Here is a 26,814-nt window from a genome sequence, read left to right on the forward strand (position 1 = left end):
TCAATCCTCGCTCATCGACGAGTGCGCACGGTCGATGATCGGCTTGAGCAGGTAGTTCATCATGGTGCGCTCGCCGGTCTTGACGAACAGCTCGACGGGCATGCCGGAGCGAATGTCCATCTTGTGCCGGGCGATCTTGCGCGCGCCTTCCGGCGTCACCTTGACTTTGACCAGGTAATACGGAATACCGGTCTGCTCGTCAACGCTGCGGTCGGCCGACACGTGGGTCAGCTCGCCGTCGATGTGCGGGGTCTTGTTGGTGTTGAATGCCGAGAAAATCAGCTCCACCGGCAGGCCCGGATGGACCTTGTCGACCAGGTTCACCGGTAGCTGGCCATCGACGATCAGCTGCGCGTTGTTGGGGACGATGTCCATCATCTTGAAGCCGGGCGGCACCACGCCGCCGTTCGTGAACACGGCCAGGCCCACTACCGTGCCGCTGGCCGGCGCCTTCACCTCGACGTTCGACAGCTCGAAACGCTGCGCGTCCAGGCGTGCGCCCTGGGCATCGGCCTCCTTCTGGAATTCGGATAGCTGGCTGCGTACTTCCTTCTGGTAATCCTGGATACGCTGGGCGCGGCGCAGGCTCAGTTCCACGACCTGGCGCTGCGAGCGGCCAATGTTGCCGATATCCTCGGAAATCTGACCGTTCAACTGGGCGTAGGTGCGCTCCAGGTCGAGCAGGCGGTTGCGGGCAATATAGCCTTCCTTGGCCAGGTCGCGCATGCCGGCCAGCTGTTCCTTGAGGATGGAAACCTGCTCCTTCTTGCTGTCGCGCGATTCCTGCAGGCCGGAAATCTGCAACTTGAGGCCGGCGATATTCTCGTCGATGCCGCCAAGCTCATTCTGAAGAGAACTCTGGCGCGAGATCAGGAGCTGGTCCTGCAGGTTCATCAATTCGATGACGCGCGGCTCCAGGCGGCGCTTCTCCAGCTCGGCCGGGAACGCGATCTTCTTCAGGCCGTCCCGCTCGGCGCTCAAGCGCGCCACATTGGCCAGCGCCGACAGATATTGGGCTTCCGTGACCTCGACCGCCGACTGGGCGACCACCGGGTTCATGCGTACCAGCACCTGGTCTTTTTTCACCACATCGCCATCGCGTACCAGCAGTTGCTGTACCGTGCCGCCGACCTGGTGCTGGACAGCCTGGCGGTTCGATTCGGCCGCCACGGTGCCGGACAGGGGCACACCCTTGTCCAGCGGCGCCAGCAAGGCCCACAGCAGGAAACCGCCAACACCAACGAGCACCACGAACCAGCCGATCCGGCTGAACGCGCGCGCGTCGGTATTCACTTCGAGCGGCGTCACATCATGGGTAATGACTTCCGCACTATCGTTCTTCAACAACTTCATCAGTTCTGTTCTCCATTGTTGGCCGCCGGCGCAAAGGATGCAGGCGCGGGCGCCGCCGCAGCCTGGGGAGCAAAGGATGGCGCTGCCGGCGCGGCTGATGCGCCTTGCGCAGCGGACGCCTTGGCAGCGGCGGCAGCGGCCGCGTCGCGGCGCACGCGCGCAGCGGCGCTGAGCGATGCAGCCGGACCGGCCGGCGCAGTGGGAGCCGGTCCAGCCTGGCCAGCCTGCTGCTGCGCGGCTTCGAGCGCCTTCTTGCTGGCTTCCTGCAACGCAGCCAGTACCTGCTGGGTCGGGCCGAAGGCCTGGACCGAACCGTCGCGCATCATGAGCAGCTTGTTGGTGGCGCCCAGGACGCTCGGGCGGTGCGTGATCAGGATGATGGTCTTGCCCCGCTTGCGCAGGTCCACCACCGCGTTGACCAGCGCCTGCTCGCCTGCATCGTCGAGGTTCGAGTTCGGCTCGTCCAGCACCAGCAGGGCCGGATCGTCGTACATGGCGCGCGCCAGGCCAAGGCGCTGCTTCTGGCCGCCGGACAGGCCTGCGCCGCCGTCCCCCAGCGGCGTGTCGTAGCCCTTGGGCAGGTGCAGGATCATGTCGTGGACGCCGGCGCGCTTGGCCGCCTCGACGACTTTCTCCGCATCGACCTCACCGAAGCGGGCAATGTTCTCGCTCACGGTACCGCTGAACAGCTCGATATCCTGCGGCAGGTAGCCGATATGCGGGCCGAGTTCCGCCTTGTTCCACTGGTAGATGTCGGCGCCGTCCAGGCGCACCTTGCCGACCATCGAAGGCCACACGCCGACCAGCAGGCGGGCGAGGGTCGATTTGCCGGAACCACTCGGGCCGATCACGCCGAGCACGTCGCCCGGAGCAATGCCGAAGTTGACGTTGCGCACGATCGGTGTATTCACGCCCGGCGGAGCCGCGGTCACACCTTCCACGGTCAGGGCGCCCTGGGGCTTGGGCAGGGCCATGCCGGCCGGCCGCGCCGGGTTGGTCTCGAGCAGGCGGGTCAGGCGTTCATAGGCGCTGCGCGTGGTGCTCCAGCTCTTCCAGACACCGATCACCTGCTGGACCGGCTGCATGGTACGGCCGACCAGGATGGAAGCGGCGATCATCATGCCGGGAGTAATCTTATCTTCCAGTACCAGCAGTGCGCCGAAACCCAACACCAGCGACTGCAGGGCGGTCTGGAAGAACTTGGTGGCGGCGCCGATGCTGCCGGCCTTCTGGCTCGCATCCGCCTGCAAGGACAGGAACTTGCCATGGGTCTTGAACCAGCGGCCCATCAGGTTGGGAAGCATGCCCATCGATTCGATGACTTCGGCATTGCGCAGGTTGTTGGTCGCCATGGTGCTTGCCGAGATGGCCATCGAATTGGCTTCCGACAGGGGCTGGCGGGTGATCTTCTCATTGACGATGGCCAGGATGACCAGGATAACCGTGCCGCCGAGTGCGAACAGGCCCAGCATGGGCTCGAACAGGAAAATGACGATCAGGTAAACCGGGAACCAGGGGGCGTCGAAGAAGGCGAACAAGGCATTCCCTGTCAGGAACTGCCGCAAGGTAGTCAGGTCGCTCAGCGACTGGCCGGCATTGCCGCCGGCCTGCTTGAGATTCTGCTCGAAGGCCGCGGTATAGACCCGCTTGTTGAGCGTCATGTCGAACTTGGCGCCGACCCGCACCAGCACGAAGGAACGCACGACTTCGAGCGCCGCCACGAACAGGAAGGCGCCCAGCATCAGGACGGTCAGCATCAGCAGGGTGATTTCGTTGCGGCTGGCCAGCACCCGGTCATACACCTGCAGCATGTACAGGGAGGGCGTCAGCATCAGCAGGTTGATGATCGCACTGAACACGCCGACCGTCAGGAACGTCCGCTTGAAGGCGATGAGCGCGCGTTCGATCTCGTTTTTTTCGTTAAGAAGTTTTTTCATATGGCTATGACCGTGGTGATCAGCAGTTCGGACAGGCGCGAACCGGCCGCAAGCTCCGGTCTTCCCGGAAATTGTTCAGCGTCGCTATTATGAATCAAAACAGCTGAGTCATGTGATGCACGTCACAAACTGTAGCAATTCTGACCAGTAAAAGTTGCGCTTGCCCCACGCCGGCGCCAGACGAAAAAAAACCCGCCACCTTGCGGTGGCGGGTTTGACGCTTCATTCAAGCCCGCGAAGCGGGCGAGAAATTAGGCAGCCGGGGTGCCGACGGTGATGAAGCCGTTGGCGACGGTGATGTCTTCCAGGTCAACGCCGACCAGGGTGATCACGGTCAGGTCAGCAGCGCCGCCCGATTCCGAACCGAAGGACTTGTTTTCCAGGATAACTTCGACGCCGGTGCCGATGTCGTTCAGGAAGAATTCCAGAACGGCGTTGTCGCCAGCTTCGTCCAGGTCGGTTTCACCGGTGCCCGAACCGATCACGGTGTCGTTGTACTTCAGGGTGGTGCCCACGTACAGGGTGTCCTGACCCAGAACGCCCATGCTGCGGATCTGCACGTCAGCCGAACCTGCCAGGAAGATGTCGTCCTTGGCGGTTGCCACGGTGATCGCGTTCTCCACGACGATCGGGGTAGCGAAGCCTTCTTCGGTAATGACCTTGGCGGCGGCAGCGATTGCTGCGTCAGCAGCGGCGACGCTGTCAGCCAGGGCTTGCGCTTCTTCGTAGGCAGCCACGGCTTCAGCCAGGGCTTCCACGTCATCGGCGATGCCGCCCACTGCGGTTTCCGCAGCGGCCAGATCGTCGGCCAGGTTGCCGATGTCGGCCTCAGCAGTTTCCGCCGCCAGCAGGGCGGTGACGGCTGCGTCGAGCGCATCCGAACGGCCGAGCCAGCTGTTTTCTTCGACCAGGGCGGTGGTCACACCGGCCGGAGCAACGTTGTAGGCAGCCAGGATCACAGCAGCGTCAGCAGCGGTGATGTAGCCATCGGCCACGGCAGCGTCCAGCAGGACATCGGCTGCAGTCGCGTCAGCAGCACCGGCGACAGCGCCTGCCAGGGTAGCCAGGTCGGCTTCGTACTGGCCAGCGCCGCCGGCAACAGCGTCCAGCGCATCGATACGGTCAGCGAAGATCGACTGTTCAGCCAGGATCTGGTCGTAGGTCGGCAGTTCGTCGGTGTCCAGGTCGGTGAACTCGAAGGCGTCAGCCACGTCACCAAGCAGGGTGCCGTCGTCGGATGCGTCCAGGATGTCGGCAGCGGTCAGTGCGTTGGTTTCCGCAGTGTTAGCAGCGGTCAGGGCAGCCTCGGCAGCCAGGTTCGCGTTCAGCGCTTCCAGGGCTTCGGTTACACCCGGGGTGTTGGCTTCGGTCACGCCTGCAGCCAGCTCGTACTCTTCAGCGGTAGCGTCGAACTCGATCTTGACCACGGCATTGACGGTCACGCTGGTGCCAGCGGTCAGCACGACTGCGCCGGTGTTCAGGGTGTCCAGGTTGGCCAGTGCGGCGTTCTGGGCATTGAGGGCCAGGCCAGCAGCGGTTTCCGCGTCGTCCTGAGCTGCCGATGCTTCTTCAGCTGCGGCGATGGCTTCAGCCAGGCCTTCGACTTCGGCAACAGCATCTTCCGCGTCAGCCAGGGTGCCTTCAGCGGCTTCCATGGCGGTTGCCAGGTCGTCTTCCTCGTCGGCGATCAGAGCGGCCTTCATTGCAGCCGATGCGGTCGAGAAGCCCGGCAGGATGGCGTCGATATCGCCTTCGGTGGCAGCGACCACGTCTTCGATAGCGGCTTCGACATCGTCGTCGCCGTTGGCGTCCAGCTGAGCGGCGACAGCTTCGTTTTCTGCCAGGTCAGCCAGCACGTCGGCCTTGGCTTCTTGTGCAGCCAGCATGTTCGCCAGGGCGCCCGGCAGGGTGAACGGGGTGCCAGCAGCGACAACGCCGGCAACGCTTGCAGCCAGGGCTGCCGGAGCGATAGCGGCGGCCAGCGATGCGTCGGTGGTCACGCCGGTGATGAATTCCTTGGCCAGGGCCAGGGCATCTTCGCCAGCGTAGCCAGCTTGCTCAGCCGGGGTGTCCAGGGCGTTGGTGAAGGCGGTAGCGGCAGCAACCTTGTTCTCGACAGCTTCTGCGTCGGTGGTCAGGGCAGCGTTGGCGACTTCGGCGACGATGGTGTCGACCTTGATGGTGCCGGCGGTCAGCAGGTCAGCCCAGTACTTCTTGCCACCAGCTTCAGCAGCGCGGCCGAACAGGTTTTGATAGATCGTGTCGACGATCTCTTCGCTGTCCATGCCTTCGAACGCTTCGACGTATTCTGGCGAAGTAGCGAAGGTTGCCGACACAGCAGCGGTGCTGCCTTGGCTAGCAACGATGTTGGTCCAGTAGTCCAGGCCAGCGACATCAGCCGGACGGTTGAAGTAAGCGACATACAGTTCTTGAACTGCTGCAACGTGTGCGGTAACGATTGCCATTTGATAAAGCTCCAAAAAAGATCGATCGATCGAATGTTGATTCAATGTTGCAGAGATACTTGGGGTGCCTCTGTAAGTCCAACGGTCCGCATGATGACAGAAGGTAGCGGCACCGATATGTGACGGCCATCACAAAGCAGACAATCTTATTCAAAAATTTCACAAATTCCGGACAAACTGGAAGCACTTCCGTCCAGCCGGCGGCATTTCTCTCCAATTCCCACGGAATTCTTCCCGCGTCGAAGCCAAGCCCTTCCCTTGATGCCTGTTACATCCCGAAACAAATGAAACAATTCGCTAATGACATACAGATGTCAACAATAAAAAAACCCCGGCAAAAAGCCAGGGTTTTTAAATTCACGTTAATGTCGTTTCAGCGCCAGGTCGCCCCGCCATTCACCGTACGCTTATCGTCAAGCCGACCGTCGAAAATCGTGGCCGCCGAGCCGCCGCGCTCACTACTGAGCAGGCCGTGGAGATTCAAGAAACCAAGACGGCCGGATGCCGCATTTCCGATTAACTTCCCGTCGCTGGTCACGCTGCCATCTGCATGTAAAGCGAATACTTCGCCACCGCGCGTCGTCAGGTCCATATTCGTGGCAAACGTACGCGCGCCGAAATTGACGTTCAGCGCGCCATTCGACAAGGTCGCCGGAGCCGAGGTAATTACGCCGGCCCCATATTCGGTATTCACATAAGCTTCGCTGCCGCGCAGGGTAAAGCCGACGCTGCCGTTATTCGGCGCGACATAATCCTTGCCCGGCGTACGGAACAGCGCGAAAACACCGTTCAATGCGATCAGTTCGCTCTTGCCGCCCTCTGCGGCATAGTTCAGGGTCGGCGCCGAGGCGCCGACTTTCTGCCAACGCCCCCATACGATGGCGCGCTCAGGCTGCTCGGGCACTCCGACCACCGGCGGCGGCATATCGACCGGATCAACCGGTTTCTCGCCCCCCGGCGACGGCGTGTTGACGACCTTGTCGATAGCCTCGTTGAGCCCGGCATTCTTCATGGCTTCCACGCTCGCGCTCGGCGCGCCGGCAGTGCCGCTGCGCGCCAGCGGCTCGTCGCTACGCGGCGGCGAGACCTGGTCCGGCGACAGCGGATTGGCCTGCAGCACCTGGGGCGCGGCCTGGCCGCGGCGCACCTGCACCAGCTGGCCGCGCTGGGCGGCGCTCAGCTCGCGGCTGGCCTCGCCTTCGCAGGGCCCGCCGCCTTCCGGACGGCAGCCGCCCGTGAAGCCGCTCACCACCACGCCGCCCGAGATCACGGCCACGCGCGAGGTATCGTCGTCGGTAAAGACGGTGAAGTCGGTGCCGCGCACGCCGATCGCCGCGACCGGGGTATTGAAACGGAAATTCTGGCGCGCCAGCTTGACGGCCTCGCCGGACTTGCTGCGCGCCACGCCGCTCAGGAGCTCGAGCTTGATCCGGGTGTTGGCCGGGTTGGCCTGGTCGATATGATAGGTAACGATCCGCGCCTTGGTTTGCGGACGCAGGATGAACAGGCCGTTGTCGACCGTCTTCACATAGATGAAGCCATCGCTGCCCGTGCTGAGCATCTGGCCTTCTTGGACGGCGGCGCCTTCGACCGCGGGCTGCTCGCCCGCACTGGCCTTGCCGGCGACGAAGATGATCTTGCCCGCATCGGCCGCGCAAGCGAGCGGTGCCGCGCATGCAAGCAATGCTGTAATAAGTATGTTTCGCAAGATATTCCCCTTTTAACCGCCAATGTAGCCGTCGTGCGGGCACGGTTCTGTGACGACTATCACATTCTATCGGAAAGCCGCTCCCGTCCCTGAAGAGTTACAGTTTGTAGCATTTACAAAAAGGCAAGGAAAAACACATGCGCGGTAGCAACTGTGCGCGTTATACTGGCAGCTTACTAACCGAAAGTACGCTCGTACACTGCCGCGCGTGGCTGAACCGAGAACACAAGCCCGACCCCGCGGACGCTGGGTCATCGCGGCCCTCGCCTTCCTGGCGACCGTCTGGTCGCAATACGGATCCCTGCCGCAATTGTCGCTTTCCCGCAACGGCGGGCTGGGCGCCGGTTTCGCACAGCTGCAGCTTTCGGTGCTGCCCGACGAATGGCTGCGCGACGCCTTCCTGCGCCTGCGGGTCAGCGATGCGCCCGAGCCGCGCATCCTGGTGGTCGACATCGACGAGGCCTCGCTCGACGAGCTCGGGCCCTGGCCCTGGCCGCGCGAACGCCTGGCCGACCTGGCCGAGATCCTGCTGACCGACTATGCCGCGCGCGGCATTGCCCTCGATATCGTGCTCCCGTCCAGTTCCAGTACCCCGGGCGACGCCCGCCTGGCCGTGCTGGCCCGGCATGGCCCGCTGGTGCCGGCCCAGGCCTTCGACTTCGATTTCGCGCGCACACGCCCGCAGCCGGTGCGCGACGGCCACCTGGGCGGCGGGGCGGCGCCCCACCCCGGCCAGCGCGGCGTCCCGGCCACCGGCTTCATCGGCAACTACGCTGCGCTCGCCGCGGCCCCGCACATCGGCGCGATCGGTTTCGTGCCCGACCCGGACGGCGCCCTGCGCCGCGTGCCCCTGGTGACCGAGTACGAGGGCCGCCATTATCCGGCCCTGGCCCTGGCCCTGGTGAATTGCTGCACCGGCAAGGAGCCGCTCGCGCTCGACGGCGCCACCCTGCACGACGGCTACCTGCGCGTACCTTACCGGCGCGACTGGCCCGCCTACACGGTCGTCAGCGCCGCCGACATCCTGGAGCGGCGCATCGTGCCGTCCAGCGCCAGCGGCCGCCTGGTAATCGTCGGCTCGTCCTCGCTGGGCATGGGGGACCGGGTCACCACCCCGCTCGCCGCCAGCCGTCCGGGCCTGGGGGTGCAAGCCACCATCCTGTCCGCCCTGCTCGACCGCCAGGCCGGCCTGACGCCCGCCCCGTGGCCGGGACGGTTGCTGGCCTGCCTGTTCGCGCTGGTGTCGGTGGTGCTGTGTACCGTGCAGCTGCCACGCCTGTCGGCCGCGGCCGGCATCGCGATGCTCGGCGCCAGCTCGGCCCTGTGGCTGGGCCTGGCCTACCTGGTCGCACCCCACGATCCGCTGTTCGCGCCGGTTGGGCCGCTGGCCACCAACCTGTTCCTGCTGGCGGTGGCCGTGCCTTACCAGTGGCAGCAGGCCCAGCGCCGTTCGCGCCACCTGCTGCAGACCCTGCGCCAGTACGTGGCCCCGGCCGTGGTCGAGGAGCTGCTGCGCAGCGAGGAGCAGGACCCGCTGCGTCCGCGCCAGCGCGACGTCACCACCCTGGTGGCCGACATGGAAGGCTATACCGGCCAGGTCGAGACCCTGCCGGTGGAAGAAGCGGCGCGCCTGACGCGCGACTTCCTCGACTGCCTGACCGGCCCCGTGATCGGGCACCAGGGCACCCTGGACAAGTACACGGGCGATGGCATGATGGCCTTCTGGGGCGCGCCCTTGCCGCTCGAGCAGCACGCCGACCTGGCGCTGGACGCGGCGCGCGAGATCACCCTGCGCGTCGCCCGCCTGAGCGAGGAGCGCGTGCGCGCCGGCTACAAGCCGCTGCGGGTGCGGATCGGCATCGAAAGCGGCGAGGCCATGGCGGGCGACTTTGGCACTTCCTTCCGCAGCATTTATACTGCGGTCGGAGACAGCGTCAATACCGCCGCCCGCCTCGAGCAGGTCGCGCGCGACTTTTCCCATCACATCATCATCGGCCCCGGCGCCGTCGAACGCAGCCGGCGCCACCGCTTCCTCCCGCTGGGAGAGCGCCTATTGCGTGGCAAAGAAAAACCGACTCCCTTGTACACCCTCGATTCCAGCTTGAACCCGTCCGGCGCGGCGCCGGCTTCCGCAGTACCAGGAATATCCGCATGAGCGCCCGTTTTCCCGTACTCCTGACGCTCCTGCTCGCCTGCCTGCCCGGCTGGGCGGGTGCGCAAACGGCCGGCGCCGACCTGCCGGCCGGTACCGCTGCCGATACGGCGGCCGAAGGCGAAGTCACGCCCCAGCAAGCCCTGTACCAGACCGCCCTGCAATCGCTCGCCGAAGGACGCAAGAGCGATGCCTCGAAAGCGCTGTCGCGCCTGATCGAACAGGAACCGGAGCACGCCGGCGCCTGGCTCGACCTGGCGCTGATCCAGTGCAGCCTGGGCCACGGCGACGAAGCCGAGCGGCTGTTCGCCAACGTCGAGACCCGTTTTTCGCCCTCGCGCGAGATCCTGGAACTGATCTCCGAGGCGCGCGACAGCGGCTGCCAGGCCTGGCGTCCGTCCAGCTCGCTGTCGGTGAGCCTGGGGCGCGGGATCGACGACAACGTCAACCAGGGCGCCAGCAATTCCACCTTCATCGTGACCGGCCCCGACGGCGACATCGAACTGCCCCTGCTGGCCGACTTCCTGCCCCAGCGCGACCAATACACCACGGTCAGCGCCGACTACGTGCGCGACGTGACCGCCAACGGCAGCCTGGGCTTCGTGCAGGTGCTGGGGCGGCGCTACGACCAGATGCGCGGCTACGACACGGCCGCTTTATATGCCGGCATCGAGTCGCCCTGGCGCTTCGGCGAATGGGCCCTGCGCACCACCGGCACCGCCGGCGTGACCACCCTGGGCGGCCGCCTCTACCAGAAACAGACCCAGTTGCAGGCGCGCCTGGCGCCACCCCTGCCGCTGCCGCCGCGCACCCAGCTTTACCTGACCGCCAGCGCCACCCACACCGACTATGTCTCGCTGCCGGCCTTCAATGCCAATGTGCTCGAAGCGCGCGCCCAGGTCACGCACCAGCTCGGCGTCCTGGCGGCCAGCGCCACCGGCGGCCTGCTCAGCGACCAGGCGCGCGGCGACCGCCCGGGCGGCAACCGGCACGGCAATTACCTGACCGTCTCGCTGCGCCGGCCGCTCGGCTGGAACCTGAGCGGCGACCTGTCCTATACCCGCCAGTCCTGGGACAGCGCCAGCGCCTATTCGCCCGAACTCCTGATCGACCAGATCCGCTCGCAGCGTACCCAGGTAGTGCGCGCCGGGCTGGCTTGGCAAATCAGCAAATACCAGAGTGTTGTGCTGGAGGGACGGGCGGTACGCAACCGGGAAAACATCAGCATCTTTCAGTACAATAACCGTCAGCTGCAGCTGAGCTGGCAGTGGCGTTACCCCTGAGCGTGACGGTACAATCCGGCTTTGATATAAAGATGGAAACAAAGCCGATGATGCTGGAAGCGTGGTTGTTCATCTGCACGGCGGTGTTGCTGGGCCTTGGGTGCCTGGTGCCCAACAGCTGGCTGCCTCCCCTGCCGAACGACAAGCTCCTGCATTTCGCGGGTTTTGCAGTGCTCACCGCGCTGGCCATGCGCCTGGCCCAGGAACGCCAGGAGGCGCTGCTGTGGCTGGCCGGCCTGCTGCTGGGAGGCTTGCTGGTCGAATGCCTGCAGGCCCTGGTGCCTGAACGGCGCTTCTGCTGGCGCGACATGGGCGCCAACGCAGCCGGCATTGCCGCCGTGGCCCTTCCCGTGTTCCTGTATGGGCCCTTTTGACGAGACCTGACCGATCGATGAGTTCCACCGCCAAGCTTTCCCCGCGTTCCGAGCAGCCCGCACCGGCTGCCGCGCCCGAATTGCAAGAGCGCCAGATTCAGGTTCACCTGCGCAAGATCCCGCTCTTGTCCGAGCTGACCGACGAAGAGATCCTCAAGGTCAAGGGTGAACTGCGCTACCGCCATTTCCCGAAGCGCGCGGTGGTCCTGCACAAGGGCGGCAACGGCGACGCCCTGCTGTTCCTGCTGTCCGGCCAGCTGCAGGTGATCGACGTCACCGAGGACGGGCGCGCGGTGGGCCTGCGCATGCTGTCCGCGGGCGACTTCTTCGGCGAGATCGCGCTGATCAACAGCTCGACCCGCTCGGCGTCGGTGGTCGCCACCACCGAGGTGCTGGTCGCCTTCCTGCCGGCCAGCACCGCCCTGCACCTGTTCTCGCACTCGCCCTCGGTGGCGCGCAAGATGCTGGGCCACCTGGCGCACAAGATCCAGCGCGACTCCGAATTCCGTGCCTTGCTCAGCATTAACAATACGACGCGCCGGATCTATACCTATATCTCGCTGATGCAGCACACCCTGGACAAGGACGGCCAGCGCGTGGTCGAGAACCTCCCGACCCACCAGGACATCGCCAACATGATCAATACCAGCCGCGAGACCGTCACCCGCGCGCTGCTCACCCTTGCCCAGCAAGGCATCGTCCAGAAAGAGGCGCACCGCCTCATCATCCTTGATCCCACCGGCCTGCAGCGCCTGGCGCAGGGCGACTGAGCGGCCCCGGCATGGAGGGACCCTGTCCCGGCGCCATGACAAGTCGTTACAATTGAACAATAAGACAGCTGGACCGTGGAGTATAATTCCGCCCTCACCGGTCCTGCTTATGATGACACCAACCCCAACGCCGGCCCCGCGCGGGGCGTTTCCCACACCGTTTACCCCATGATGCCCCTGATGCTGCGCGGCCTGTGGGCCTACCGCGGTTTCGTGCTGGGCAGCGTCAAGCGCGAGTTCCAGTCGAAATACGCGAACGCGATCCTGGGCGCCCTCTGGTCGCTCCTGAGCCCGCTCGCCATGATCCTGGTCTACACGGTGATCTTCGCCGAGGTCATGCGCGCGCGCCTGCCCGGCAGCGACTCGAACCTGGCCTATTCGGTCTACCTGTGCGCCGGCATCCTGACCTGGGGCCTGTTCGCCGAGATCGTCGGCCGCGGCCAGAACGTGTTCATCGAGCAGGCCAACCTGCTCAAGAAGGTCAGCTTCCCGCGCATCGCCCTGCCCGTCATCGCGGTGCTGAGCGCGCTCGTCAACTTCGGCATCATCTTCGGCCTGTTCACCGTCTTCCTGCTCGCCAGCGGCAATTTCCCCGGCCTGGCCTATGCCGCCCTGCTGCCGGTGCTGCTGCTGATGGTCCTGCTGGCCCTGGGGATCGGCATGGTGAGCGGCATCCTGAATGTCTTTTTCCGCGACGTCGGCCAGTTCATGACCATCGCCATGCAGTTCTGGTTCTGGTTCACGCCCATCGTCTACCCAGCCTCGATCCTGCCGGAACACGTGCGCCCGCTGCTGGCCTTCAACCCGATGGCGCCGCTGATCGGGGCCTGCCAGGGCATCCTGGTGAAGAACGCATGGCCCGACTGGGGCGCACTGGCGCCGGTGCTGGTGCTGGCCCTGCTGCTGTGCGTGCTGGGCCTGCGCATGTTCCGCAAGCGCGCCGGCGAAATGGTGGACGAGCTGTAATGGGCGCGATCATCGCACAAGGCCTGGGCAAGGCCTACAAGCAGTACCGCTCGCGCTGGGCGCGGGTGGCCGACTGGATGCTGCCGGGACGGCCGCGCCATGCGCTCAAGTGGGTGCTGCAGGAGATCGACTTCACCATCCGGCCGGGCGAATCGGTCGGCCTGATCGGCGTCAACGGCGCCGGCAAGAGCACCCTGCTCAAGCTGATCACCGGCACCACCCAGCCCACCGTCGGCGCCGTCACCCTGCACGGGCGCGTGGCCGCCCTGCTCGAGCTGGGCATGGGCTTCCATCCCGATTTCACCGGCCGCCAGAACGCGGTGCTGGCGGGCCAGCTGCTGGGACTGGGCGTCGATGAGATCGAGGCGCGCATGCCCGAGATCCTGGAGTTCGCCGACATCGGCGACTACATCGACCAGCCGGTACGGGTCTACTCGAGCGGCATGCAGGTGCGCCTGGCCTTCAGCGTCGCCACCTGCGTGCGTCCCGACATCCTGATCGTGGACGAGGCGCTGGCCGTGGGCGACGTGTTCTTCCAGCAGAAGTGCTACAGCCGCATCGAGCGCTTCATCCAGGCCGGCACCACCCTGCTGTTCGTATCGCACAGCGCCGGCACCATCCTCAATATCTGCGACCGCTGCATCTTCCTGCGCGGCGGCCGCGTCGCCTTCGACGGCGCGCCGGCCGACGCCCTCGACCTGTACCAGGCCGAGCTGCTGGGGCGCGCCGACCAGGCGCCCGACGCGATCCAGATCCACACCGCCCCCGCCCAACCCGTCGCGCGCGAGCACATGCACGCACTGGCCGGCAAGACCGGCAGCATCACCACCCCGGCGGCCGACTGCGTCGGGGTGCGCCTGCTGGACCGCCACGGCCACGAGCGCGCGACACTGGTGGCGGACGAGCCGGCGGCGCTGCAGATCGACTACCTGCTGCACGAGGGCGTGCTCGACCCCCACGTCGGCTTCAAGATCCGCAACCGCTTCGGCGCCACCCTGTTCGAGACCAACAGCTATTGCATGCGGCGCGCGCCTGGGCCGGCCGCGGCCGGTGCGGTGCTGTCCGCCAGCTTTTCCCTGAACCTGTCGCTGTTCCCGGACGAATACACCATCACCGTTGGCCTGGGCGCCGGCGGCCATGGCGAAGGCTCGTTCGAGAAAGTGCTGAACTACCTGCACGAGGTGCACAGCTTCGTGGTTGCCCCGAATCCCGCTTCCATCACCTGGGGCGGCCTGGTCAACCTGCATCCGCAGCTGCAGTTCAGCGTCCGCTGACCCAACCTACCGATATCCATGTCCGACACTAGCGCACATCCCGACCAGGACCATGCCGAAAATCGCGCCGCCGACCACGCCGCCGTCGTGCGCGGCCTGTACCGCGGCTTCCTGGGCCGCGAACCCGATCCGGCCGGCCTGCAGTACTGGGGCGCGCGCCTGGCCGAAGGCGCCGGCGCACAGGAACTCGTCGCCGCGCTGATGGCGTCCGAGGAATACCGCCAGTCGCACGGCGACCAGGGCAGCCTGGAAGACCTGAAGCGCGGCGTGGCCGCGGCCGCCGCGAAGCTGCTGGCGCGCCCGCTCACCGTGGTCGACATCGGCGCCCAGGAGCTCGAGACCGAAGAGCACATTTACGCGCCGCTGACCCGCCAGGGCCTGCCCTACCGGATCATCGGCTTCGAGCCGCAGCAGGAAAAGATCGAGGCCAGCCGCCTGCGCAACCCGGACAGCCGGGTCACGCTCTACCCGACCTTCATCGGCGACGGCGCCGAACAGACCTTCCACATCAACAACGACGACGCCACCTGCTCGCTGCTGCCCTTTAACCGCGAACTCACCGGCCAGCTGCTCGACCTCGAGCACCTGCACACCCTGCGCACCGAGCGCGTGGCGACCAGCCGCCTCGACGACGTCCTGGCGCAGACCGGTCCGGTCGACTTCCTGAAACTCGACATCCAGGGTTTCGAATTGCCGGTGCTGCGGCATGCGGGCGCCGTCTTGGCGCGCACCAACGTCGTGCACTGCGAAGTCTCGTTCGCGCCGATCTATGCCGGCCAGGGCCTGTTCTCCGAGATCGAGACCCTGCTGCGCGCGGCCGGCTTCTACCTGCTGGACTTTTACTCGCTGTGCCGCTATCCGAGCGTGGATGGCGCCGGCCAGCGCTCGCGCGACCGCCTGGGCTGGGGTGACGCGGTCTTCGTGCGCGAAGGCGCACACGCCGACGACCTGCTGGCCCAGGCCCTGGTACTGTTGTTCGTGTACGACAAGCCTTCCGCCGCCGCCGCCCTGGCGCGCCGCGCCGGCTTCGGCAACCTGTTCGAGGACGCCAGCGCATGAACCAGGACTACTTCGTTTCCTATTCCCAGAACAGCGAGGACGTGCTGCTGTGGCGCGCCCTCGGCCACGTGCAGGGCGGCTTCTACATCGACGTCGGCGCCAACGATCCGGTCGAGCACTCGGTCACCAAGGCCTTCTACGACCGCGGCTGGCATGGCATCAGCATCGAGCCCCTGCCCTCCTTCCACCAGGCCTTCCTGGAACAGCGCCCGCGCGACGTCAACCTGGCCATCGCGGCCGGCGCCGCCAACGGCGAGCTCACCTTGTACGACGTGCCGGCCGTGCGCGGCTGGGCCTCGCCCGAGGAATCGGTGGCCGAACTGCACCGCGCCGAAGGCCACGAAGTCACCGAGCTGAAGGTGCCGGTGCGCACCCTGGCCTCGGTCTGCGCCGAGCATGTGCACGGCGAGATCCATTTCCTGAAGGTGGACGTCGAAGGCTTCGAGGGCGAAGTGCTGCGCGGGATGGACTTCGCGCGCTGGCGCCCGTGGGTACTGGTGATCGAGGCGACCTTGCCGAACAGCCGCGAGACCAACCACGCGAGCTGGGAGCCGCTGGTGCTCGGCCAGGGCTACCGCTATGCCTGGTTCGATGGCCTGAACCGCTACTACGTGGCCCAGGAACATTCCGAGCTGCTGGACAAGTTCGGCATCCAGCCCAATGTGTTCGATGAATTCATCTCGCACCACCTGGACGCGGCCTGGCGCAACGGCCGCGCGGCCAACGACGCGCTGCGCGACGCGCTCGAGCATGCCAGCGAGCTGCAGGAGCGGCTCGACGTGGCCAACGCCCGCGTCGAGCAGGCGGCCCAGGAAAAGATGCACGCCGACGCACAGATCGGCGCCCTGACCCAGACCGTGGCACTGGAACAGGCCAATGCCGAGAAACTGCTGGCCTGGGCCAAGAGCATGGAAGCGACCATCATCGCGATCCATGCCAGCACCTCGTGGCGCGTGACCCGCCCGCTGCGCCTGGCCGGGCGCCTGGTGCAGGCGCTGCGCCGGCCGCAGCGCCTGCGCCGCATCGTCACCCGCCTGACGCGCAGCGAAGCGCTGCGCCGGCTCCTGATCCCGGTCCTGCTGCGCTTCCCGGCGCTCAACCGGCGCGTGTCCGCCTCGCTGTCCGCCATCAAGCAAACCCCGCCCGAGCCGCTGCCGGAAGGCGTTGCCCCGGTGCCCGACGAGCTGCGCGGCCTGCCGGCATCGGTGCGCGCCGTGCTGGCCGACCTGCAGCGCGCCCGCCGCCTTCATACGGATTCCTGAACCATGCGCATCGTCATCGACCTGTTGGGCCACCATGGCCGCGTCGACCCGGCCGCCGTCGCCCTTGCCCTGACCCTGGCGCGCCAGAACCCGGGCGCTCACGAATTGTGGGCCGCGGCCCCGCTGCACGACCCGGTGGCGCTGGAGAGCCTGCGCCTGGAGCCGGCCCTCGGCCCGGCGCGCGTGCGCGCCTTCGACATCCCTTCCGGCGGGCGCACGCGCGAGCTGCTGCGCCGCCACGCCCTGGGCGGCCTGGAACCTGGCGTGACGCTGTCCATCGAGCGCGGCGCGCGCGCCGCCGGCGCCCTTGGCGAGGCGCCCTGGCACACACTGCATGCCGATCCGCGCGGCGCCGATCCGCACCAGCTGTGGACCGCCCTGAGCGCGACCGTCGCCGAGCACAATGGCCCCGCGGCGCCGGCCGCGCGCCCGCGCCTGGCCTACGTGTCGCCGCTCCCGCCCCAGAAATCCGGCATCGCCGACTACAGCGCCGAACTGGTGCCGGAGCTGGCGAAGTACTACGACATCGAGCTGGTCGTGGCCCAGGACAAGGTGGACGACGCGCGCCTCGCCGGCCTGCCTCTGCGCGATCCCGACTGGCTGCGCGCCAACGCGCACGCGGTCGACCGCGTGCTCTACCACTTCGGCAATTCGCACGCCCACCAGCACATGTTCGAACTGGTGCGCGAGGTGCCGGGCGTGGTGGTGCTGCACGACTTTTATTTCTCCGGCGTGCTCGACAACCTGGAGCGAGAAGGCTACCTGGACAAGGGCTTCCTGCGCGCGCTGTACGAGTCGCACGGCTACAGCGGCCTGCTCGACCACATGAAGGACGGCCGCAACCCGGCCATCTGGAAGTACCCGCTCAACAAGGGTGTGCTGGACAGCGCGCAAGGCGTCATCGTCCATTCGGATTTCCCGAAGGAGCTGGCCACGCATTGGTACGGCCCGGGCGCCGCCGACGGCTGGGCCACGATCCCGCTGCTGCGCGGCCGCCCTCCGGAATCCGGCACGCCTGATGCCCGCGCCGCCGCGCGTGCGCGTCTGGGCCTGAAGGACGGCGACTACGCGGTCTGCACCTTCGGCATGCTGGGCCGCACCAAGCTCAATGCCGAGCTGCTCGACGCCTGGCTGGCCTCGGCACAGGCCCAGGACCCGGCCTGCCACCTGGTGTTCGTCGGCGAGAACGATCCCGGCCCCTATGGCGCCAAGTTGATGGACCGTATCGCGGCCAGCCCGGCTGCGGAACGCATCCGCATCACCGGCTTCGTCGACGCCGCCGCCTATGCCGACTGGCTGGCCGCCTGCGACTGCGCGGTGCAGCTCAGGAGCAGCACCCGCGGCGAGACTTCGGCCTCGGTGCTCGACTGCCTGCTGTACGGCGTGCCCACCATCGTCAACGCGCACGGATCGACCGCGTCGATCGCGGATGAGCTGCTGATCAAGCTGCAGGACGAATTCCCCAACTACGAGCTGACCACGGCCCTGGAGCGCCTGCGCGGCGACGGCGCGCTGCGCGCCGGCCTGGCGCAGCGCGCCCAGGAGCACATGGCGCGCGAGCACGCACCCGCCCACGTCGGCGCCCTGTACCACGACGCCATCGAGCGGCTGGCGCGGCGCGGCCGCCACGCGGCCTACGCCGCCACGGTGCGCGCGGCCGCCCCGCTTTGTCCCGCATCCGAGCTGCATGACCTGGCCGCCGCGATCGCCTTCAACCGCCCGCCGTCCGCCCAGCGCCAGCTGCTGGTGGATGTCTCGGCCCTGATCCAGTCCGACCTCAAGACCGGCATCCAGCGCGTGGTTCGCAGCATCCTGCTGTCCATGATCGCCGTTCCGCCGCCGGGTTTCCGCATCGAACCCGTGTATTCGCTGGGCGGCAACCGCCCCTACCACTACGCGCGCCGTTTCGGCATCAAGCTGGTGGGCGAACCGGACCTGCCGATGGAAGACGCGCCGGCCGAGCTGCGTCCGGGGGACGTCTTCTTCGGCCTCGACCTGTTCACCACCGGCACCACCCAGAACGAAGCCCAGCTGCTGTCGATGCGCGACCGCGGGCTCGAGGTCGTGTTCGTCGTGTTCGACGTGCTGCCGATGCTGCGCCCCGAGGTCTTCCCCTTCGGGACCGAACAGTACTTCGGCGACTTCCTGCGCACCGTGCACAAGGTGTCGCACGGCGTGCTGTGCATCTCGCGGGCCGTCGCCGACGAGCTGGCCGACTGGATCGGGCGCCAGAACCTGAAACGCCGCGCCCCGCTCAAGCTGGGCCACTTCCACCTGGGCGCCGACATCGACGCCAGCGCCCCGAGCTTCGGCCTGCCGCCGGACGCGGACCAGGTGCTGCAGGCCCTCGCCGAACGCCCCAGCTTCCTGATGGTGGGCACGGTGGAGCCGCGCAAGGGCCATACTCAGGCCCTGGCCGCCTTCGAGCTGCTGTGGCGGCAGGGCGTGGACGCCAACCTGGTCATCGTCGGCAAGCAGGGCTGGATGGTCGACAAGCTGGTCGACCGCATGGCAAGCCACCCTGAAAAAGGCCGGCGCCTGTTCTGGCTGCCCGGCATCTCGGACGAGATGCTGCTCAAGCTCTACGCCAGCTCCTCCGCGCTGCTGGCCCCGTCCGAAGGCGAAGGCTTCGGCCTGCCGCTGATCGAGGCGGCCCAGCACGGCATTCCGATCCTGGCGCGCAGCCTGCCCGTGTTCCGCGAAGTCGCGGGCGAACACGCCTATTACTTCGAGGGCCTGGCGCCCGAGGACCTGGCCGGCGCGGTCACCCGCTGGCTGGCCCTGCACGCCGAGGGCAAGGCGCCGCCCTCATCGAACATGCCATGGCTGACCTGGGACCAGAGCGCGCAACAGGTGCTCGATGCCCTGGTGCGCCAGCAGTGGTACCGCATCCTGCCGGGCACCGGAGACAGCGCCCCATGAACGCACCGCAAACCATCGGCGCAAGCGCAAGCGCGCATCGCATTCCCGGCGCGGACGCCGGCAGCGACACCATCGCGGTCGTGATCCCGAGCTACCGCGTGATCCGCCACATCCTCGGCGTCATCGCGGGCATCGGGCCGGAAGTGGCGCGCATCTACGTCATCGACGACAAGTGTCCCGAGCACAGCGGCGACTTCGTGCGCGCCAACTGCAGCGATCCGCGCGTGGTGGTGCTGGAGCATGCCGAGAACCAGGGCGTGGGCGGCGCCGTGCTGACCGGCTACCGCGCCGCGATCGCCGACGGCGCGCGCGTGATCGTCAAGATCGACGGCGACGGCCAGATGGACGCGCGCCTGATCCCGACCTTCGTCGCGCCGATCCTGGCCGGCGAGGCCGACTACACCAAGGGCAACCGCTTCTTCAACCTGGAGCGCCTGGGGTCGATGCCGCCGGTACGCCTGTTCGGCAACGCCATGCTGTCCTTCATGACCAAGCTGTCCTCGGGCTACTGGGACCTGTTCGATCCGACCAACGGCTACACCGCGATCCACGCCGACGCGGCGCGCTTCCTGCCCTTCGACAAGATCAGCAAGCGCTACTTCTTCGAGAGCGACATGCTGTTCCGCCTGAATACCCTGGGCGCGGTGGCGGTCGACGTGCCGATGGACGCGTTCTACGGCGACGAGGTCAGCAATCTGAAGGTGTCGAAGGTGGTCACCGAGTTCCTGGCCAAGAACGTGCGCAACTTCTTCAAGCGCCTGTTCTACAACTACTACCTGCGCAACATGTCGCTGGCCTCGCTCGAACTGCCGCTGGGCGTGCTGCTCACGCTGTTCGGCAGCGCCTACGGCATTTCGCACTGGATCAGCTCGGCGCGCGCCGGCAGCTCGACCCCGGCCGGCACCGTGATGGTGGCCGCGCTGCCGGTGATCATGGGCGTGCAGCTGATCCTGGCCTTCATTGCCTACGACATCGCCTCGGTCCCGCGCCGTCCCCTGCACAAGCGCACCCTGTTCCGGCGCCGCGAACAGCAGGTCCGCAATGATTGACGCCCTGCGCCGGCGCCAGTTCGCCGTGTTCCTCATCGGCGGCCTGCTGTGCGCCGGGGTCGATGTCGGCACCATGCAGCTGCTGCTGGCGAGCGGCGTGCACCACACGGCCGCGGCCAGCGCCGGCTTCGGCACCGGCCTGCTGGTGAACTACGCCTTCCATAGCCGGGTCACCTTCGAGCAGGCGGCGTCGGCCGCCAACTTCGCGCGCTACCTGTGCGTGGTCGGCCTGAACTACCTCCTGACCATCGCCTGCGTGACGCTGGCCGCTTCCTTCGTCGACAACCCGCTGGCCGGGAAGATCGTCTCGCTGCCCCTGGTGGCGGTGAACGGCTACCTGCTCAGCAAATACTGGATCTTCAAGTGATGCGCTTCGCTCCCGTTCAGGTTGACCATGACCATCTGGCCCGCTACAGCGACCTGTTCGGGGCCTGCTTCCCCGGCGTCGCCAAGTTCACGCCCGCCTACCTGTCCTGGCTCTACGTCGACAATCCCGACGGCCAGCCGGTCGGCTTCGACGCCTGGGATGGCGAGCGCCTGGCGGCGCACTACGTGTGCGTGCCGGCGCGCGCCTGGGTCGAAGGGCGCGAGGTGCCGGTGCTGCTGTCGCTGAACACGGCCACCCACCCGGACTACCAGGGCAAGGGCCTGTTCACGAAGCTGGCCGCCATGACCTTCGAGGCCGGCATGGCGGGCGGCTACGACGGCGTCTACGGCGTGGCCAATGCCAACAGCACCCCCGGCTTCGTGCGCAAGCTGGGTTTCCAGCTGGTGCGTCCTCTGGAAGCCCGCATCGGCCTGGGCGCCCTGCGCCATGCGCCCAAGGCGCCGGCGCGCGAGCTGTCCTTCGAGCGCAGCTGGAGCGACGCGGCCCTGGCCTGGCGCTGCGCCAACCCGCACAATCCGGTGTGGTCGCGCAGCCGGGACGGACGCAGCCAGTTCCACGCGGCCGCCTTCGGCGCCGGGCTGCCCGCCTACGCCGAACTGGAGCAGCCGGCGGCGCCCCGGGCCGGCGGCCCGATGCTGTCGCCGCTGCGCCTTTTCATCGGCCTGGCGCCCGACGCCTCCAGCCGCTACGGCAACTACCTCAGCATCCCGATGCGCCTGCGGCCCTCGCCGCTGAACCTGATCTACCGTTCCTTCAGCGCGCGCGTCGGCGCCCTCGACCCGAGCCGCATCCAGTTCAGCTTCCTCGACTTCGATGCCTACTGAGCCCGCGGCCGCGCTGTTCCTGTTCGCGCACCAGGACGACGAATTCGGCGTCTTCGCGCGTATCGCCGATTGCCGCCGCCGCGGCCTGCGGGTCGCCTGCGCCTACCTGACCGACGGCGCGACAGCCGGCGCCACGGCGGCCCGGCGCAACGCCGAATCGCTCGCCGTCCTGGCACGCCTGGGCGTGGCGCGCGAGGACGTGGCGTTCGCCGGCCAGGAACTGGGGATCGGCGACGCGCGCCTGCCCGCGCACCTGCACGCGGCGGGCGCCTGGATCGCCGCCTGGATCGGCGCGTTCGCCCAGGTCGACTCGCTGCACGTGACGGCCTGGGAAGGCGGCCACCACGACCACGACGCCCTGCACGCGCTCGCCCTCGACGCGGCCGGCCGCCACGGCCTGCTGGCGCGCACCTGGCAGTATTCGCTGTACCAGGCCGCTGGCCTGCCCGGCCCCCTGTTCCGGGTGCTGGCGCCGCTGCCGCAGAACGGTCCCGTGAGCGCGCGCGCCATTCCCTGGCGCGAGCGGCTGCGCTACCTGCGCCTGTGCCTGTCCTATCCTTCGCAGCGCGTCACCTGGATCGGGCTGTTCCCCTTCGTGCTGCTGCATTACCTGCTGCGCGGGGTCCAGGCCTTGCAGCCGGTGGACCCGGCCCGCCTGAGGGAGCGCCCGCATGCGGGTGCGCTGTATTATGAAAAACGCCAATTCTTTACCTGGGAATCAATGAACGAGGCGCTGCGCGCATGGCGCGCCGCCCCCTTGCCGCCATGATGAGAACACAACCCACCCCGGCCGTTCCGGCTTCCGCTTCCCTCCCGCGCGCCGCCGGCGACCGCCTCGCCTGGCTATGCCTGGCGGCCGGTCTCGCCGCCGTGTTCGCCTGGCTGCTGCACCGCCACCTGGGCCTGAATCCGGTGATCTTTGCCGACGAGTGGTATTACAGCAAGATGGCGCGCCTGCAGCCGCTGGCCGAAGCCATCGTGCCGTCCTACCTCTATCTCTGGCTGTTCAGCGCCAGCACCTCCTGCGGCAGCGGCTTCCTCGACTGCGTGCGCATCGGTAATGCCCTGCTCTTCGTCGGCGCCGGCCCCTTCGTCTACCTGATCGGGCGGCGTGTCGCGCGCCCCGCGGCGGCGGTGGCCGTCACCCTGCTGTCCCTGCTCGCGCCCTTCAATCTGTATACGGCCCTGTTCATGCCGGAAGCCATGTATTACTTCGGCTTCATCGTCCTGAGCTGGATGGCCCTCAACCATACCCGCTGGAGCGCGGCGCGCCTCGGCCTGGCGAGCGGCGCCGTGCTCGGCGTGATGAGCCTGGTCAAGGTGCACGCCCTGTTCCTGCTGCCCGCCCTCTGCCTCTACCTGGCCTGCGCCGCCTGGCTGCGCGAACCCCGCGGCGCCTGGCTGACCGACGGTTTCATCTCGGCCGTGCTGGCCGCGGTCGCCACCGTGCTGGCCAAGTTCGGGGTCGGCTATGTGCTGGCCGGCGAGCCGGGACTGAGCCTGTTCGGCAGTTTCTACGCCACCGCCGCCCACTCCGGCGCCGGCCGTTCCCTGCTGTCCCTGGCGCCGCCGGCTTTCGTCAACGGCCGCGGCCACCTCATGGTGCTGGCCGTGCTGCTGCCCTTGCCGATGGCGATGCTGGCCCTGGCCCTGGTCAGTGGCGCAGCACGGCGCCAGGCGGACGCCGCGCTCAACCGCCTGACCTTGTACAGCTTCCTGATGCTGGGATCGGCCGCCGGCGTCACCGTGATGTACACCGCCTCGATCGCCGGCCTGGGGCCGCTCGAAGTGGTGCGCCTGCACCTGCGCTACTACAGCTTCGTGTTCCCGCTGCTGCTGCTGATCGCCGCCGCGCCGCTCGGCAGGCACCAGGAGCGGCGCCAGCATCCGCGCCTGGCCTGGCTGGTGGCGGCCCTGGTCGGCGCCGCGGTCCTCGCCGCCCTGGTGCTGCTGCCGCGCTATTCGCCGACGCCGATCGACGGACCGGAAATCGCCGCGCTCAACCTGCAGTCCTGGCAGGGCTGGACCCTGGCCGCCGTCAACCTGGCGGTGCTGCTGTTGTGGGCGGCCGGCAGCCGCTTCGCCGCGCCGCTGTTCCTGTTCGCGGCGGTGCCCTTCACCCTGGCCATCGGCGCCTTCGAGAACGACCGCTACCTGAGCCAGGTGCGGCGCGACTGGCCGCCCGACGCGGCCGGCAAGCTGGCCTACCGGACCATCCCGAAAGCCGAACATGGCCAGGTCACGGTGGCGGGCAGCGCCATGATGGACATCATGCGCGCCCAGTTCCACATCGATCACCAGGACACGGGCATGCTGGAACTGCCGAAGGACGCGCCGATCGATGCCTACCAGCTGCCGGCGCGCCACAAGTGGCTGCTCGTGATCGGCCGCCACGCGCTGCCGGAAGGCGCGGCGACCCCGGCGGCGGTGACCGGCGACTATGCGCTGTGGCGCCTGGCCGGCGACTTCCGTTCGCTCGGCGCCTTCCACCTGTCCCGTCCCTACGGCGGCCTAGTGCGCGGCGCCGACGGCCTGTCGGTCGCCGAGCCTTGGGGACGCTGGTCCACCGGCAAGCAGGTGGTGCTGCATTTCGACCGTCCGCTGCCGAAAGTGGCCGACGTGCTGCTCAAGGCCCAGGCCTTCGCCGACAACACCACGCTGCCCTTCACCCTGCGCATCGGCGGCGAGAGCGCGCAGTTCCGGCTCGGCCCCAGCCTGCAGGAAGTCAAGCTGCGCCTGTACACGGACGGCGCCCAGCGCAGCCTGGCGATCGAGGTGCCGCGCCCGACCACGCCGCGCAGCCTGGGCCAGTGGGCGGACGACCGCGCACTGGGCATCGGCATCGCCGAGGTCAGCATCGGCGACGGCGGCTAGAGGCAGGTCGGAGTCCGGGCCTGTGTGCGCTCTCGAACGGAGCCGCACAGGCCAAACCCGCTAGAGTGGAGCCAAACTTTCGCCAGGATTGCGCTTCATGGTACTCGGCCCCGAAAAAGACGATACGCTCAAAAAACCGCTGGACGTCCAGGGCGGCGGCCAAAGCATGGGCGTGCCGGCCGACGGCGAGGTCGAGGGCAGTATCGCCAATCCGCTCGGCAATCCCGGCGTCAAGCACTGGCAGGCCAGCTATATCGAGCACGGCGGCCTGGAGGAGCGCGGCAATATCTTCTTCGCCGCCGTCGAGATGACCCGCATGCCGATGGTGGTGACCGATCCGCGCCAGGAAGACAATCCGATCGTGTTCGCCAACAACGCCTTCCTCGACCTCACCGGCTACGAGGAAAAGGATGTCCTGGGCCGCAACTGCCGCCTCCTGCAGGGGCCGGATACCGACCGCGCCACCGTGGCCGAGGTGCGCCAGGCCGTCGCGGAACAGCGCGCGGTCGCCGTCGACATCCTCAACTACAAGGCCGACGGCACGCCCTTCTGGAACGGTCTCTACCTGGGGCCGATCTTCGACCAGGACGGCAAGCTGCTCTATTTCTTCGCTTCGCAGATGGACATCACCGAACGCCGCTCGCGCCAGGAATCCTACCTGCAGTCGCAGAAGATGGAAGCGATCGGCCAGCTCTCGGCCGGCATGGCGCACGACTTCAACAACCTGCTCCAGGTCATCAATGGCAACCTCGAGGTGGCCCTGCTCGGCGCCGGCGCGGGCAGCGGCGCGCTGGAACCGATCCGGCGCGCCCAGCGCGCCACCATGCAGGCCGGCAAGCTCACCCAGCAGCTGCTCAGCTTCGCGCGCAAGCAGCGCCTGGAGCCGCGCAGCCTGAGCCTGAACAGCCTGGTGGTCGAGTTCTCCGACATGCTGGTGCGCACCCTGGGCGACAAACTGGCGCTGCGCCTGGACCTGCGGCCCGGCCTGCCGGCCTGCACGGTCGACCCGGTCTACCTCGAGATGGCGCTGCTGAACGTGGTGATCAACGCCCGCGACGCCATGCCGCAGGGCGGCGCGGTGACGGTCGGCACCACCATCCTGAGCGCGGAACGCCGGCGCGACCTCAAGCTGCCGGACGGCGACTACGTCTGCATCTGCGTGCTCGACCAGGGCGAAGGCATGACCGAGGATGTACGGCGCCGCGCCACCGAGCCTTTCTTCACTACCAAGGGCCCGGGTACCGGGCTGGGACTGGCGATGGTGCACGGCTTCGTGCAGCAGTCGCGCGGCAAGCTCGACATCGAAAGCGCGCCCGGCGAGGGAACCCGGGTGCGGATGGTGTTCCCCGTCAGCGAGCAGGCCCGCCCCGGCGCCGGGGCGGCGGACGAGGAAGCCCCGGTGCTGCCGCGCGGCGGCGATTGCCACATCCTGGTGGTCGAGGACAACGACGACGTGCGCGAGCTGGCCGACGGCATGCTGAGCATGGCCGGCTACCAGGTGCTGACGGCGCCCAGCGGCGAGCGCGCGCTGGCGCTGCTCGACGGCGGCGCCAAGGTCGACCTGCTGTTCACCGACGTGATCATGCCGGGCGGGATGAACGGCCTGCAGCTGATCGCCGCGGCGCGCCAGAAGCGGCCCGGGCTGCCGGTGCTGGTGACCACCGGCTACATGGACGAGCTGCCCGGGCGCGGCGGGCGCGGCGAGGGGCTGGACGTGCTGGCCAAGCCCTATCACCACCAGGAGCTGCTGGACCGGATCAAGGCGGCGCTCAAGAGAGCGCCTTGATGGCCTGACGCTGTTGGGTTGGCGGCTCCGCCGCCGACGCCTTGGTTGGTATCGGCTCCGTGTTCCGGCTCGATGACCTTGCTGCCAACTATCACCGCGTGGGCGGGAGACCCGCCCACCCTACGACGGGCGTCGCGAAACATCAAACACAAAGGGCCGGGATGCATCGCACCCCGGCCCTCGTTCATTCAGCGCACACCGCTCACTGCTTCGGCACGCCGCCCAGCAGGAAAGCCAGCTTCTGCTTGCCCGGCTTGGCCTGGGCCACCGGCGCGGCGGTGTCCTTGCGCGGGGCGCTGGTCGGCTCGTAGGGCTTGAGGAACCACGGATCGACCTTCTCGCGGCGCGGGCTCGGGCCCATGCCGCCG

General features: G+C 67.6%; 19 protein-coding genes. 15 read left to right on the forward strand and 4 right to left on the reverse strand.

Annotated elements, in window-relative coordinates:
- The 4 genes from V7778_RS15880 to V7778_RS15895 form a co-directional block, all read right to left on the reverse strand.
- Complete coding sequence (locus tag V7778_RS15880) at nucleotides 1-1,353, reverse strand: HlyD family type I secretion periplasmic adaptor subunit (protein ID WP_335556998.1); 1,353 nt, start codon at nucleotides 1,351-1,353, stop codon at nucleotides 1-3.
- Complete coding sequence (locus tag V7778_RS15885) at nucleotides 1,353-3,290, reverse strand: type I secretion system permease/ATPase (protein WP_335557000.1); 1,938 nt, start codon at nucleotides 3,288-3,290, stop codon at nucleotides 1,353-1,355. The genes V7778_RS15880 and V7778_RS15885 overlap by 1 nt, the downstream gene beginning before the upstream one ends.
- 251 nt (nucleotides 3,291-3,541) lie before the next feature.
- On the reverse strand, nucleotides 3,542-5,755 hold the full coding sequence (locus V7778_RS15890; protein WP_335557001.1) for a DUF4214 domain-containing protein: 2,214 nt from the start codon (nucleotides 5,753-5,755) through the stop codon (nucleotides 3,542-3,544).
- Between the two features lie 373 nt (nucleotides 5,756-6,128).
- Nucleotides 6,129-7,463: a FecR family protein gene (locus tag V7778_RS15895; protein WP_335557003.1), complete on the reverse strand. Its 1,335-nt coding sequence runs from the start codon at nucleotides 7,461-7,463 to the stop codon at nucleotides 6,129-6,131.
- 310 nt (nucleotides 7,464-7,773) lie between these two features.
- Between V7778_RS15895 and V7778_RS15900 the strand changes: the two genes are divergently transcribed.
- From V7778_RS15900 to V7778_RS15970, 15 genes are all read left to right on the forward strand, one after another.
- Nucleotides 7,774-9,618, forward strand: coding sequence for a CHASE2 domain-containing protein (locus V7778_RS15900; RefSeq protein WP_335557005.1), 1,845 nt, complete (start codon nucleotides 7,774-7,776; stop codon nucleotides 9,616-9,618).
- On the forward strand, nucleotides 9,615-10,898 hold the full coding sequence (locus tag V7778_RS15905) for a tetratricopeptide repeat protein (RefSeq protein ID WP_335557007.1): 1,284 nt from the start codon (nucleotides 9,615-9,617) through the stop codon (nucleotides 10,896-10,898). Before V7778_RS15900 ends, V7778_RS15905 begins: the two co-directional genes overlap by 4 nt.
- A 32-nt stretch (nucleotides 10,899-10,930) precedes the next feature.
- On the forward strand, nucleotides 10,931-11,272 hold the full coding sequence (locus V7778_RS15910; RefSeq protein ID WP_335557009.1) for a hypothetical protein: 342 nt from the start codon (nucleotides 10,931-10,933) through the stop codon (nucleotides 11,270-11,272).
- A 17-nt stretch (nucleotides 11,273-11,289) separates the two neighbouring features.
- A complete protein-coding gene (locus V7778_RS15915) occupies nucleotides 11,290-12,042 on the forward strand; it encodes a Crp/Fnr family transcriptional regulator (RefSeq protein ID WP_335557010.1) in 753 nt (250 codons plus the stop codon).
- A gap of 168 nt (nucleotides 12,043-12,210) precedes the next feature.
- Nucleotides 12,211-13,008 carry an ABC transporter permease gene (locus V7778_RS15920; RefSeq protein ID WP_335557012.1) on the forward strand — a complete coding sequence of 266 codons (798 nt, stop codon included), beginning with the start codon at nucleotides 12,211-12,213 and terminating at the stop codon, nucleotides 13,006-13,008.
- Nucleotides 13,008-14,282 (forward strand): ABC transporter ATP-binding protein, encoded by a 1,275-nt coding sequence (locus V7778_RS15925; RefSeq protein WP_335557014.1) that lies wholly within the window; start codon nucleotides 13,008-13,010, stop codon nucleotides 14,280-14,282. The genes V7778_RS15920 and V7778_RS15925 overlap by 1 nt, the downstream gene beginning before the upstream one ends.
- A gap of 18 nt (nucleotides 14,283-14,300) precedes the next feature.
- Entirely contained in the window at nucleotides 14,301-15,341 is a 1,041-nt protein-coding gene (locus tag V7778_RS15930) for an FkbM family methyltransferase (RefSeq protein WP_335557016.1), read from the forward strand.
- The gene (locus V7778_RS15935; RefSeq protein WP_335557018.1) at nucleotides 15,338-16,603 is read left to right on the forward strand and encodes an FkbM family methyltransferase; all 1,266 of its coding nucleotides are present in this window, start codon (nucleotides 15,338-15,340) and stop codon (nucleotides 16,601-16,603) included. Before V7778_RS15930 ends, V7778_RS15935 begins: the two co-directional genes overlap by 4 nt.
- A 3-nt stretch (nucleotides 16,604-16,606) precedes the next feature.
- Nucleotides 16,607-19,525 carry a glycosyltransferase gene (locus V7778_RS15940; RefSeq protein WP_335557020.1) on the forward strand — a complete coding sequence of 973 codons (2,919 nt, stop codon included), beginning with the start codon at nucleotides 16,607-16,609 and terminating at the stop codon, nucleotides 19,523-19,525.
- On the forward strand, nucleotides 19,522-20,574 hold the full coding sequence (locus V7778_RS15945) for a glycosyltransferase family 2 protein (protein ID WP_335557022.1): 1,053 nt from the start codon (nucleotides 19,522-19,524) through the stop codon (nucleotides 20,572-20,574). Before V7778_RS15940 ends, V7778_RS15945 begins: the two co-directional genes overlap by 4 nt.
- Nucleotides 20,567-20,941: a GtrA family protein gene (locus V7778_RS15950; protein ID WP_335557024.1), complete on the forward strand. Its 375-nt coding sequence runs from the start codon at nucleotides 20,567-20,569 to the stop codon at nucleotides 20,939-20,941. The genes V7778_RS15945 and V7778_RS15950 overlap by 8 nt, the downstream gene beginning before the upstream one ends.
- Nucleotides 20,941-21,786, forward strand: coding sequence for a GNAT family N-acetyltransferase (locus tag V7778_RS15955; protein WP_335557025.1), 846 nt, complete (start codon nucleotides 20,941-20,943; stop codon nucleotides 21,784-21,786). Before V7778_RS15950 ends, V7778_RS15955 begins: the two co-directional genes overlap by 1 nt.
- Nucleotides 21,776-22,555 (forward strand): PIG-L family deacetylase, encoded by a 780-nt coding sequence (locus V7778_RS15960; protein WP_335557027.1) that lies wholly within the window; start codon nucleotides 21,776-21,778, stop codon nucleotides 22,553-22,555. Before V7778_RS15955 ends, V7778_RS15960 begins: the two co-directional genes overlap by 11 nt.
- On the forward strand, nucleotides 22,528-24,660 hold the full coding sequence (locus tag V7778_RS15965; protein ID WP_335557028.1) for a DUF7024 domain-containing protein: 2,133 nt from the start codon (nucleotides 22,528-22,530) through the stop codon (nucleotides 24,658-24,660). The genes V7778_RS15960 and V7778_RS15965 overlap by 28 nt, the downstream gene beginning before the upstream one ends.
- Nucleotides 24,661-24,757: 97 nt before the next feature.
- Nucleotides 24,758-26,446, forward strand: coding sequence for a PAS domain-containing protein (locus V7778_RS15970; RefSeq protein WP_335557030.1), 1,689 nt, complete (start codon nucleotides 24,758-24,760; stop codon nucleotides 26,444-26,446).
- Nucleotides 26,447-26,814 lie beyond the last annotated feature (368 nt).

Origin of the sequence: Massilia sp. DD77, assembly GCF_036961685.1 — a bacterium.
Lineage (GTDB): Bacteria > Pseudomonadota > Gammaproteobacteria > Burkholderiales > Burkholderiaceae_D > Telluria.

Coding starts and splice junctions, on each gene's coding strand:
- V7778_RS15955 (WP_335557025.1), top strand. CDS start 20,941: ATGCGCTTCGCTCCCGTTCAGGTTGACCATGACCATCTGGCCCGCTAC.
- V7778_RS15890 (WP_335557001.1), bottom strand. CDS start 5,755: ATGGCAATCGTTACCGCACACGTTGCAGCAGTTCAAGAACTGTATGTC.
- V7778_RS15945 (WP_335557022.1), top strand. CDS start 19,522: ATGAACGCACCGCAAACCATCGGCGCAAGCGCAAGCGCGCATCGCATT.
- V7778_RS15965 (WP_335557028.1), top strand. CDS start 22,528: ATGGCGCGCCGCCCCCTTGCCGCCATGATGAGAACACAACCCACCCCG.
- V7778_RS15925 (WP_335557014.1), top strand. CDS start 13,008: ATGGGCGCGATCATCGCACAAGGCCTGGGCAAGGCCTACAAGCAGTAC.
- V7778_RS15930 (WP_335557016.1), top strand. CDS start 14,301: ATGTCCGACACTAGCGCACATCCCGACCAGGACCATGCCGAAAATCGC.
- V7778_RS15970 (WP_335557030.1), top strand. CDS start 24,758: ATGGTACTCGGCCCCGAAAAAGACGATACGCTCAAAAAACCGCTGGAC.
- V7778_RS15920 (WP_335557012.1), top strand. CDS start 12,211: ATGATGCCCCTGATGCTGCGCGGCCTGTGGGCCTACCGCGGTTTCGTG.
- V7778_RS15915 (WP_335557010.1), top strand. CDS start 11,290: ATGAGTTCCACCGCCAAGCTTTCCCCGCGTTCCGAGCAGCCCGCACCG.
- V7778_RS15880 (WP_335556998.1), bottom strand. CDS start 1,353: ATGAAGTTGTTGAAGAACGATAGTGCGGAAGTCATTACCCATGATGTG.
- V7778_RS15905 (WP_335557007.1), top strand. CDS start 9,615: ATGAGCGCCCGTTTTCCCGTACTCCTGACGCTCCTGCTCGCCTGCCTG.
- V7778_RS15935 (WP_335557018.1), top strand. CDS start 15,338: ATGAACCAGGACTACTTCGTTTCCTATTCCCAGAACAGCGAGGACGTG.
- V7778_RS15960 (WP_335557027.1), top strand. CDS start 21,776: ATGCCTACTGAGCCCGCGGCCGCGCTGTTCCTGTTCGCGCACCAGGAC.
- V7778_RS15940 (WP_335557020.1), top strand. CDS start 16,607: ATGCGCATCGTCATCGACCTGTTGGGCCACCATGGCCGCGTCGACCCG.
- V7778_RS15885 (WP_335557000.1), bottom strand. CDS start 3,290: ATGAAAAAACTTCTTAACGAAAAAAACGAGATCGAACGCGCGCTCATC.
- V7778_RS15950 (WP_335557024.1), top strand. CDS start 20,567: ATGATTGACGCCCTGCGCCGGCGCCAGTTCGCCGTGTTCCTCATCGGC.
- V7778_RS15910 (WP_335557009.1), top strand. CDS start 10,931: ATGGAAACAAAGCCGATGATGCTGGAAGCGTGGTTGTTCATCTGCACG.